The sequence below is a fragment of the Caballeronia sp. BR00000012568055 genome, from assembly GCF_029439455.1.
Lineage (GTDB): Bacteria > Pseudomonadota > Gammaproteobacteria > Burkholderiales > Burkholderiaceae > Caballeronia.
In genome coordinates this window covers 1-10,009 of record NZ_JAQFVG010000014.1, presented here as the reverse complement: position 1 = coordinate 10,009, position 10,009 = coordinate 1, and the positions used below count along the sequence as shown (strand labels likewise).

The window sequence follows — 10,009 nt, the reverse complement described above, 5'->3', positions numbered from 1 at the left end:
TCGGACATGATCATCAAGTTCACGCCGGAAGGGCGCGTGGCGATGGTGTTCGGCCGCAAACAGGAAGCAGCGGACGAAAAGACCGGGCCGCTGAAGCATCCGAATCCGCCCTTGCCTTCAGAACCGGGACGCTTCCGGCAAGTGACCGATGTTGCATGGGATACCTCAGGCAACACCTATATCAGCGATGGCTATATCAATTCGCGCGTGGGCAAGGTCAATAAAGACGGTGACTGGCTCAAGTCGTGGGGCGATCGCGGCACGAGGCCGGGGCAGTTTCACACGCCGCACAGCATCGCCGTGGATGCGAACAATCTGGTTTATGTAGCAGATCGAAGCAATCGCCGGATTCAGGTCTTCGACGGCGAGGGCAACTTTCAGCGGCAGATCACGATCGATGCGCCCGTGCCGCCCGATGCGCGTCCCGCCATTGGCAATATGCCGGACGAAGCCGATATCGCGGAAGGCACGTTTGCGCCCGGATCGCCGTGGGCGATTGCGATATCGCCCGGACCGAATCAGGTGTTGTACTGCTCGGATGCGTTTCCGGGCCGCATCTACAAGCTATCGCTCGATGGCAAGCTGCTCGGTATGTTCGGCAGATCGGGCAAGCAATTGAAGCAATTCGGCTGGATTCACGAGATGTCCTGTCCCGCGCCGGATACGCTTTACGTGGCGGAGTTGTTGAACTGGCGCGTGCAGAAGTTAATGTTGCACGGATAAGGCCGGAAAAATTCAGCCGTCGCGCGCGCTGCCCGTCTGCATGGCTACGCCGTTCCACAAGTGCATCGCGGCATACGCGCGCCACGGTCGCCAGCGTTCGGCGCGTGCGCGCTGCTGCGCGGGTTTGAGCGCCGACGGATCGCCTTTCGCGATCGCCTGCATCAGGACGAGATCGGCGTCGGGCCACGCGTCGGGGTCGCGTAATGCGCGCATGGCGACGTACCCGACCGTCCACGGACCGATGCCCGGCATGGCGAGCAAGTCGCGCTTCAGTTGCTCGTGATCGGTGCCGGGGGTATCGAGTGGTAACGCGCCGCTGGCGACCGCCTGCGCGAATCGCAGCACGGTTTCGATCCGCCGTGTCGGCATGCCGATCTTGTCGAGATCGGCGACGGCCAGCTCGGCGGGCGTAGGAAAGCGCCACGCGGTGCCCTCATGCGGATGCCCGTCGATACGCCGTCCCGCACGCTGCACGATCCGGTTCATGATCGTCGATGCGCCTTTCACGCTGACCTGTTGCCCGACGATGGTCCGCACCACGAGTTCGAAACCGGACCACGCGCCGGGCACGCGCAAACCGGGCGCGGCATCGATTAGCGGTGCAAGCAGCGGATCCTGGCCAAGGCATTGCGCGATGATTCGCGGGTCGGCGTGGAGGTCGAACATTCGCGCGATCGGATCGGCGAGTTCGTCTGCATAGCGTGCGACTTCGCCCTCGACCGTCACGATCAGCCGATGCTTGCGCTCGTGCGGCTTCGCTTCCACCGTGCCGTCCGCGCCACGCCATTCGATCGCGCGCCGATACACATCGCCTTCGATCGACTCGACCCCGGCCGACGCCCGTCCGCCGATAAATCTCAACATGCGGGTCCAGTCGAACGGCCGTTTGAAGGGCAGTTCGAGTGTGGCGTCGCGGCAAAGCTGGGTCGATTGCATGTTGAATGCCGTATGCACGGCGAAATGGCGTCAGGCGGATGTTACCGCGATGCTCATTCTTCGCTAAGAATCGGCGGCCACAATGCGTCTCATGGACACACACTTATCGGAGACGGACATGAACGCCATCAGCATCAGCATTTTCGCGATTGTTATCGTCGCAGCGCTCGCAGTCGTGACGCCGGTCACGCGTTACGTGCAACACGAACGCGCGGTCGCGAGCACGCACACGCAGACCGTGCCTTTTTACAGACGCCTCGTTTGATTCGCGGCCCGGCAAGACCGGTTAGGATTCCGACGGATAGATCGCGGAGATCAACGCATCGAGATCGATCGCGATCAGGCCGATCACAAAGCGCGCGACATCGTGCCCGCTCTCTTGCGGATCGTGCGCCTTGACGGTGCGTTTCAGCGCCTCGGCTGCATGTTGTATGCAATCGAGCGCGTCGTCTTTTGCATGCATTGAGCCCAGTGCGTCGGCGAGGGCGGCGAAGGCTTCCTGCAAGGCTTGCGCGTCATCGTGAAAGCGCGTGGCGCACGCGGCGCGATCGTCACGTGAGACGGCTTTGGCGAGAAACAGCGCATCGCTGTGCAGGCGGCGCAGAAAGGGCGCGGCCTTGTCGATGGCATCGGCGCGTCCACGTTGCAGCGGCACGATGATGTGCTCGCGCTGCGCTTCCTGAAGCGCGTCGTCCAGCGCCTGTTGCGCGCGGTTGCTCTCGGCTTCGAGTTGCGCCGCGCGCGCCGCGTCTTCCTTCCCCGACAGATGCAGGCCGACAAGTTGCCCGAGGCTCGTCACCGTATCCGCGGCGCATCGGTGGGCGCTTTTCAATGCGCGATTCGGCAAGACCGCGACCACCACGAACGCGGACGCTGCGCCGATCAGAATCTCGAAGATGCGATGCAGTGGCCGCTGAAAGAACGGCCCGCCGCCCGCCGGAATCAACACGACGATCACGAGCGTCACGCAGGCCAGCCGCAACGCGGGCCGCTCCGCCGCCAATGCAGCGAGCGGCACCAAAGCCACGGAAAACACCACCAGCGGTGCCGCGCCGTGATCGATCGCGATCACACCCAGCATGCCGACCACGCCACCGATAAACGCGCCGATGATCTGATCGCGCGCGGTACCGAACGCCTGCGTAAGACTCGGCTGCGTGACAACGACCAGTGTGGTGATGATCGCCCAGTAGCCTTCGGGCAGCGCGGCAAGACGCGCCGCGCCATAGCTGAGCGCACAACCCGCGAGCGTGCGGGCCAGACGCCTGGCTTCGGGCCGGCCGAATCGGGCCGGAAGCCAATCACGGAGAGAGGACAACACGGTCATGGCTGAATAATGGATTCGATTCCGCTGGTTCGTCGATCAAAAGTGTCGCTACGCGGAAGACAGCTTTCGCGCCGACAGTCTGGCATGGTCCGACAGGCACGTTTCTGCGCGATTACATCGCGCTGACCGCAATCGTACGTCTGCTAAGGCGCTGCGGCTTTCCTGCAAGGTGGCCCGAGATAGTGGCATAACACATGCAAAACACAAGGCGGGCGCCAGCACGTTGCCCGATAACTCATCCACGTATCGCCAAGGAGAACCGCCATGACGTCGCTCAAACTCGACGACCTGAAGCATGCGCAAGAACTGTCCGCATCCGATATGTCCCGCATCGTCGGCGGCGACAAGAAGGAGCCTGCCGGCAAGCCCATTCATATCGATGCACAGAGCGGCGTGCTGACCTTCAAGGACGGCTCGAAGTGGTCGATGGACCTGGACGGCAAACTGCATCCGCTTTGATCCGCCGCACGAGGAACCAGGCGCTGCGAGGTGCCTGGTTCAAGATGGCCAAGGATCACGCCTGAGTGGCGCTGTCCGCATGCTCTGCCCGGTTTCGCCCCGCACGTTTCGCGCGATACAACGCGGCATCGGCGTTATTGAGCAGTTTTAACGCGTCGTCGTTCTGACGCGGCACCGATGTCGCGCAGCCGATGCTGACGGTGAGAATGCCCTTGGGCGCAGCGCTGTTCGGCATATCGAGCGCTTCGACTTCCGCCCGCAAATGTTCGGCGAACGCCACCGCGCCTTCCGCCGATGCACCCGGCAGGATCACCACGAACTCCTCGCCGCCGTAGCGCGCGACGATATCGCCCGGACGCTTGGCGGAATTCTGTATGCATTCGGCCACCGCCACGAGCGCATCGTCGCCCATCGCGTGGCCGTAGGTATCGTTGTAGAGCTTGAAGTGATCGACATCGACAAAGAGCGCCGACAGCGGCAGCTCCGCGCGCCGCGCGCGACGCCATTCTTCATCGAGCTTGCGGTCGAGCGCGCGCCGGTTCGACAGGCCCGTGAGCGAGTCGGTGCCCGCGAGCCTTTGCAGCTTTTCCTGCGCGATGGCGCGTGAGCGCAGCGAAATAGCCAGCAGCCACGAAATTATGATGAAGCCGCCGCCGAACATCAGCGTAAGGCCGCCGATCACGAGGCTGCGGTCCTTCCATGAAGACAGCACGTCCGCTTCGGCCGGGGCGACCGCCGCGATCAGTTCCGTGTTGGGTACACGCGTGAAGGTATAGATGCGTCGCACGCCGTCCAGCGGCGATACGGAAATGTAGGATCCCGAAGGTTGTGAAGGCATCGCCTTGAAGGTGGGCGAACTCGCGACGGAACTGGCCGCGCCGCTTGGCAGGGCGGGCTTGCGTGCGAGCATCAGCCCATCCTGTTGAACGATGAACACAGAACCCAGCGGATCGACGCTTACGCGCGAAAGCAGAATATTGAAGTACTCCAGATTAATCGCGATTACGGCGACGCCTGCGAACGAACCATCGGGCGCGTTGATGCGACGGCTCAACGCGAGCGAATAAGTGCCGCCGCGAAGGCGCGATCGGTAAGGCGCGGAGATATAAAGCCCGACATCGGGCCGCTGCACGTGGACCTTGAAATAATCACGGTCGCTGAGATCGGGGTACACACTTCGCCCGTCGTCGCGATCGATTACGATATGCCCTTGCGCGTCCATCACGAATGCGCCGCCCACATAACTCACGGCGGTCGCGCCATCGAACAGCACCATTTTGCGCAAGTCGAGTGGCAGCGTCATGACGGCCGGCGTTTCCACGCCGCTTACGATGGTGCGCAAAGACAGGTCGCTCGATTCGATATTCCGTGCGATATCCGCGCTCAGTGTCGCCACCAGATTCGCCGATGCCTGATGCGCGTTTTGCAGCGCCTGTGCGCGGCCTTGCCACAAGGCCGTGAAGGACAGCACGGCCATCGAGAGCGCGATGGCCGTGCCGAGCAGTCCCGCGATCACGGGGAAGCGCGAAAAGACATCGGCGAAACGCATCGCAAGGCTGTTGTTGCGACGCATCAATCGCCGGCCGAGGGAACGGCTGCTCTTGCGCATGGCATTCAGTCCAGAGGGCATACCTCTCTCTCTATTCGTAACGCGTGCGCCCGGTCTCCGGTGTGTCGAGTGGCACGCGGTTCGTCGAAAACATCGAAAAAAAAGCCTTGAAAAAGGGGCTTTTAGCGCGTCTCTCAGGTAACGCGTCGATGTCATGCAGTGTCGATTGTAGTCGGTTGGCCGACAGGTATTTGATCTGGCACCGTCCGCGCAACCCTGAAACCACACGTAGCGTGTGAATGCACGCTGCAGAAAAGCCCTTATTTCACGAGCCGCAGTCGCTTGGTGACGATGGCGCCGTCCTTGCGATCGATCAGCCACACCGCATTTACGATGCCTTGCAAGGTTGAAGTCCGGTGCGTGATATCGGTCGGCTCTTCGTCGGTTGGATCGCTGTGATCGACTTGCTCGGTCATATAAGGCGGTTCCAGCGTGCAGATCAGCACAATCGCGAAATCACCATTGCGCGCGTGCGCCAGATCGGGCGCAAGCGTGCGTCCCCTGACCATGGTTTTGGTGGTGCCGTCCGTGCGGAATTGAATGGTGTCGAAAGTCTGAACGAAGCCTTTTGCCTTGGCTTCGGGCGCGATGACCAGCTTGCGGCCGCTCTGTCCTTTGACGGTCTGCCTGAGCAGAATGGCATCCGGTGTTTCGGGCGATGCGAGCGATACGTCCACGCTCACAACCTTGCGTTTGGCTTCGAATCGAACGCCGTACGCGGCTGGCACGACAAACACGAAGGTGCGATTCCCCTGCGATCCGGCCGTGCTCTGGCCAGCGGCACGCGTCGCCGATGCCGCTTGCCGCTCGTCCTTGCGGATCGATTGCAAGGGATGCGTGAGAAAGGTGCGCACCCGATTGGTGATCGACGCGGAAGGGGCGGTTGCGCCGACGTGACCGGTCAACGCGTCGCGCACATGCACGGGATTGTCGCCGGTGAAGTTGGGCGGCAGCGAATCGGCGGAAAGGAGGCTCGCGATCGGATCGCTGGCGGCGTTTGCCGCGCTGGCTACCGTGTCCGCGCGGCGCGCGCTCGCAGCCGACCGCGCGGTCTGCGCGTGAATGCAGCATGCAGAAATCAGAAGCACGCCCGCAGCGCGAGCGGCTTCGTTACGTCCTCGATTCGCTTTCCTGGAAAAAAACACGTAGCAATCTCCTGCGCACAGTGCCGAATCACGAAGCCGCTATCTTAAAACTAAGCGATGGAACTGGCTGAAGGAGAAAAAACGCAAAAGAAAAGAGCGGCCCGGAGCCGCTCTTTTTTCATGTCCGCCGAAAGCCGGTCACATTCTTGCCGTCGCCGCGTGTTCGCGCTCCTGTCTGGCTTTGCGGCTCAACATCAGCGTGATGATCGCGGACATCGCCAAGGTCGCGCCGACGACGTAGAGGCCCGCCGCATAGCTGCCGGTGGCGTTCTTGAGCCAGCCGATCGCGAAGGGGCCGACGAAACCGCCGAGATTGCCGATCGAATTGATCATGGCGATGCCCGCCGCCGCGCCTGCGCCCGAAAGAAACATGCTCGGCATGGCCCACAACGGCGCTTTCGCCGCGCTGATCCCCACGTTCACCACGATCAACGCCAGCACCACGAACAGCGCCGTGCTCGCCTGACCCGCAAAAATGAAGCCGATGCACGCCAGCGCGCACGGAATGACCACGTGCCACGTACGCTCCTGCGTGCGGTCCGAGTGCCTGGCCCACAGGATCATCGCGATAACGGCGATCACGCTCGGAATGCCGTTGATCAGCCCGGTCTCGAACGCACTGAAACCAAACTGCCGAATGATCAGCGGCGCCCACAAACCAAGCGTGTACAGCCCCGCAGACGTGCCGAAATAGATCAGGGCAAGGGCCAGCACGCGCGGATCGCGGAGGGCGCTCCACGCGCCTGCTGTGTGGCCGGCGTGACCTTGTCGTGCATCGGCTTCGGTCTTCAGTTTCGCGATCAGCCATGCGCGCTCCTCGCCATCGAGCCAGTGCGCTTTCGCGGGCGTATCCGTCAGAAATCTGAGCACGACGAAGCCGAGCACCACGGCGGGCAGCGCTTCGATGATGTAGAGGATTTGCCAGTCAGCGAGGCCGAAGATCGGCGGCATCTGCATGATCGCGCCCGAGAGCGGCGAGCCGATCGCCGTCGAAATGGGCGCGGCAGCCATGAACCATGCGGCGGCCACGGCGCGTTGTTTGGCGGGAAACCAGAGGCTGAGATAAAGAATCACGCCCGGAAAAAAGCCCGCTTCGGCTACGCCGAGCAGAAAGCGCAGCACGTAGAAACTCGTCGGTCCGGTGACGAACGCGGATGCGATCGACACGATGCCCCACGTCACCATCACGCGCGCAATCCAGAGCCGCGCGCCGACTTTATGCAGGATCAGATTCGACGGCACTTCGAACAGAAAATAGCCGATAAAGAACAGTCCACCGCCCAGACCGAATGCAGTGGGCGATAGTCCGATGGCCTTGTTCATCGTCATCGCGGCGAAGCCCACGTTGACGCGATCGAGAAAACTCACGAAATACAGCAGCATCACGAACGGAATGATGCGCCACGCGAGCTTTCGATTCACGCGGCTTTCGATATCGGATTGAGTGGCGGAATGCATGTGTCTCCTCCTTTGGAGGTCGAGCGGTGCTCTTTTGAGGAATGACGCGCGAGCGTCTCCATTGCATGCAATATGCGATGTACCGCATGCTTGGTGGCCCGGCCGCGTGCGTGCGGCCGGTCGATGGATGGATCAGCGGATGCGGATCAGGCAGCGACTTCCACGCGCTCGACGAAGGCGCAGACCGCGGCGGTCACTTGCGCCGTGGTCGCTGTTCCGCCGAGGTCGCCGGTATGCAGCGATGGATCCGCGGTGACGGCTTCGACCGCGGCCATGACGCGTCTGGCGGCATCGAATTCGCCGAGATGTTCGAGCAGCATCACGACCGACCAGAAGGTGCCGATCGGATTGGCCAGACCCTTGCCCATGATGTCGAAGGCCGAACCGTGGATTGGCTCGAACATCGACGGATAGCGGCGTTCCGGGTCGATGTTGCCGGTCGGCGCGATGCCGAGGCTGCCTGCCAGCGCTGCGGCGAGATCGCTGAGAATATCGGCGTGCAGATTGGTGGCGACGATGGTATCGAGCGTGGCGGGGCGGTTGACCATGCGCGCGGTGGCGGCATCGACCAATTCCTTATCCCACTTCACGTCGGGAAATTCCTTCGAGATTTCGACCGCCACTTCGTCCCACATGACCATGGCGTGACGCTGCGCGTTGCTCTTGGTGATGACGGTCAGCAGTTTGCGCGGCCGCGACTGCGCCAGTTTGAATGCAAAACGCATGATGCGTTCGACGCCCGCACGCGTGAGGATGGAAACGTCCGTCGCGGCTTCGATCGGGTGCCCCTGATGCACGCGTCCGCCTACGCCGGAATATTCGCCTTCCGAGTTCTCCCGCACGATGACCCAGTTCAGGTCTTCGGGCTTGCAACGCTTGAGCGGGGCATCGATGCCCGGCAAGATGCGCGTGGGCCGCACGTTGGCATATTGATCCAGGCCCTGACAAATCTTGAGCCGCAGACCCCATAGTGTGATGTGATCGGGCACGTCGGGGTCGCCTGCGGAACCGAACAGGATCGCGTCTTTGTCGCGCAGGGCGTTCAAGCCGTCGGCAGGCATCATCACGCCGTGCTTACGGTAGTAGTCCGCGCCCCAATCGAAATTCTCGAAATCGAACGCAAAACTCTGCGTGCATTTGGCCAGCGCTTCGAGCACTTGCCGGCCGGCAGGCACGACTTCCTTGCCGATGCCGTCGCCAGGAATGGTTGCGATGCGATAAGTCTTCATGTCTCGTCTCCGTTTTCGATATTTCGGGTGCTACCGGGTGTGCAGCGTGAGACCACTCTACCGAACTGGCGACGTTAAAACCGGTGCTAAACTCAAAGCATCTTTAACTTGAATTCACAATTCAACATACCGTGGCCGATACCGTCCAGCCCGCCGATCTGGCTTTTTTCTCGACGCTCGCCGCTTCGGGCAGCCTGAGCGCAGCCGCACGCGAACTCGGACTGACGCCCGCCGCCGTCAGCAAGCGGCTGACGCTGATGGAATCGCGCGCAGGCGTGCCGCTGGTGAACCGCACCACGCGCCGCATGATGCTGACGCCCGAGGGCGAGCTTTATCTGGATCACGCGCGCCGCATTCTCGATGAAATCGATGAATTGGCCGAACTCCTCGGCCACGCGAAGAAAAGCCCGAAAGGGCTGTTGCGCGTGAATGCGACGCTTGGCTTTGGGCGCAGTCATGTCGCGCCCGCCATTTCGCGCTTTGTCGCGCGGCATCCGCAGGTATCGGTTCAGCTTCAGCTATCCGTCGCGCCACCGCCTCTTACCGACGATACCTTCGACGTCTGCATCCGCTTCGGTGAGCCGCCGGACACGCGCGTGATTGCGCGCCGGCTTGCGCCGAATCGGCGTTTGTTATGCGCAGCGCCCGCGTATATTGCCGCGCACGGCATGCCCGCGACGCCGCACGATCTCACGCGGCACAACTGCATCGGCATCCGTCAGGGCGATGAAGCCTATGGCGTGTGGCGCTTGAGTTCCGGGCGCGGAGCCGCGCAAAAAACGGAGGCCGTGCGGATCAAAGGCAATCTCACGACCAACGATGGCGAGATCGCCGTCAAGTGGGCGCTCGAGGGCCACGGCATTCTGATGCGCGCTGAATGGGACATAGCAGACTATCTTGCCGATGGCCGGCTTATCGCCGTGCTTCCCGACTACGACACGCCCAATGCCGATGTCTATGCCGTTTATTCAAGGCGACATCAAATGTCCGCGCGTATTCGCGCGTTCGTGGATTTCATCGCACTCGATTTGACGCATGCGCGCGGTCAAGCTAAGACAAACGGATCGCTAAGCTAAAAGAAAGCTAAGGCAGGCTCGGCGCTATACTGAAGTTCCTTAAACGA

The 10,009-nt window shown here is 62.0% G+C and carries 10 protein-coding genes; 4 read left to right on the top strand and 6 right to left on the bottom strand.

The window, feature by feature from the left end; translation table 11 throughout:
* The coding region (locus P7F28_RS01605) for a 6-bladed beta-propeller (RefSeq protein ID WP_277182665.1) at positions 1-723 on the top strand (723 nt) is incomplete at its 5' end.
* Between the two features lie 12 nt (positions 724-735).
* On the opposite strand, the gene P7F28_RS01600 is transcribed toward P7F28_RS01605, so the two are convergent.
* On the bottom strand, positions 736-1,659 hold the full coding sequence (locus tag P7F28_RS01600) for an AlkA N-terminal domain-containing protein (RefSeq protein ID WP_277182664.1): 924 nt from the start codon (positions 1,657-1,659) through the stop codon (positions 736-738).
* 118 nt (positions 1,660-1,777) lie between these two features.
* Between P7F28_RS01600 and P7F28_RS01595 the strand changes: the two genes are divergently transcribed.
* On the top strand, positions 1,778-1,924 hold the full coding sequence (locus tag P7F28_RS01595; RefSeq protein ID WP_277182662.1) for a hypothetical protein: 147 nt from the start codon (positions 1,778-1,780) through the stop codon (positions 1,922-1,924).
* 21 nt (positions 1,925-1,945) lie between these two features.
* On the opposite strand, the gene P7F28_RS01590 is transcribed toward P7F28_RS01595, so the two are convergent.
* Positions 1,946-2,986: an aromatic acid exporter family protein gene (locus P7F28_RS01590; RefSeq protein ID WP_370467205.1), complete on the bottom strand. Its 1,041-nt coding sequence runs from the start codon at positions 2,984-2,986 to the stop codon at positions 1,946-1,948.
* 264 nt (positions 2,987-3,250) lie between these two features.
* Here P7F28_RS01590 and P7F28_RS01585 point away from each other — a divergent pair, with 264 nt between their 5' ends.
* Positions 3,251-3,445 (top strand): hypothetical protein, encoded by a 195-nt coding sequence (locus tag P7F28_RS01585; RefSeq protein WP_277182658.1) that lies wholly within the window; start codon positions 3,251-3,253, stop codon positions 3,443-3,445.
* A 55-nt stretch (positions 3,446-3,500) separates the two neighbouring features.
* On the opposite strand, the gene P7F28_RS01580 is transcribed toward P7F28_RS01585, so the two are convergent.
* The 4 genes from P7F28_RS01580 to P7F28_RS01565 all read right to left on the bottom strand — a co-directional run bounded on the left by P7F28_RS01580 (position 3,501) and on the right by P7F28_RS01565 (position 8,886).
* A complete protein-coding gene (locus P7F28_RS01580) occupies positions 3,501-5,054 on the bottom strand; it encodes a sensor domain-containing diguanylate cyclase (protein ID WP_277182656.1) in 1,554 nt (517 codons plus the stop codon).
* A 260-nt stretch (positions 5,055-5,314) separates the two neighbouring features.
* The gene (locus tag P7F28_RS01575) at positions 5,315-6,199 is read right to left on the bottom strand and encodes a hypothetical protein (protein ID WP_277182654.1); all 885 of its coding nucleotides are present in this window, start codon (positions 6,197-6,199) and stop codon (positions 5,315-5,317) included.
* Between the two features lie 138 nt (positions 6,200-6,337).
* A complete protein-coding gene (locus P7F28_RS01570) occupies positions 6,338-7,657 on the bottom strand; it encodes an MFS transporter (RefSeq protein WP_277182652.1) in 1,320 nt (439 codons plus the stop codon).
* Positions 7,658-7,803: 146 nt separating this feature from the next.
* Entirely contained in the window at positions 7,804-8,886 is a 1,083-nt protein-coding gene (locus P7F28_RS01565) for a tartrate dehydrogenase (RefSeq protein WP_277182650.1), read from the bottom strand.
* Between the two features lie 131 nt (positions 8,887-9,017).
* On the opposite strand from P7F28_RS01565, the gene P7F28_RS01560 reads away from it, so the two are divergent.
* Positions 9,018-9,962 (top strand): LysR substrate-binding domain-containing protein, encoded by a 945-nt coding sequence (locus P7F28_RS01560; protein WP_277182649.1) that lies wholly within the window; start codon positions 9,018-9,020, stop codon positions 9,960-9,962.
* Positions 9,963-10,009: the final 47 nt, after the last annotated feature.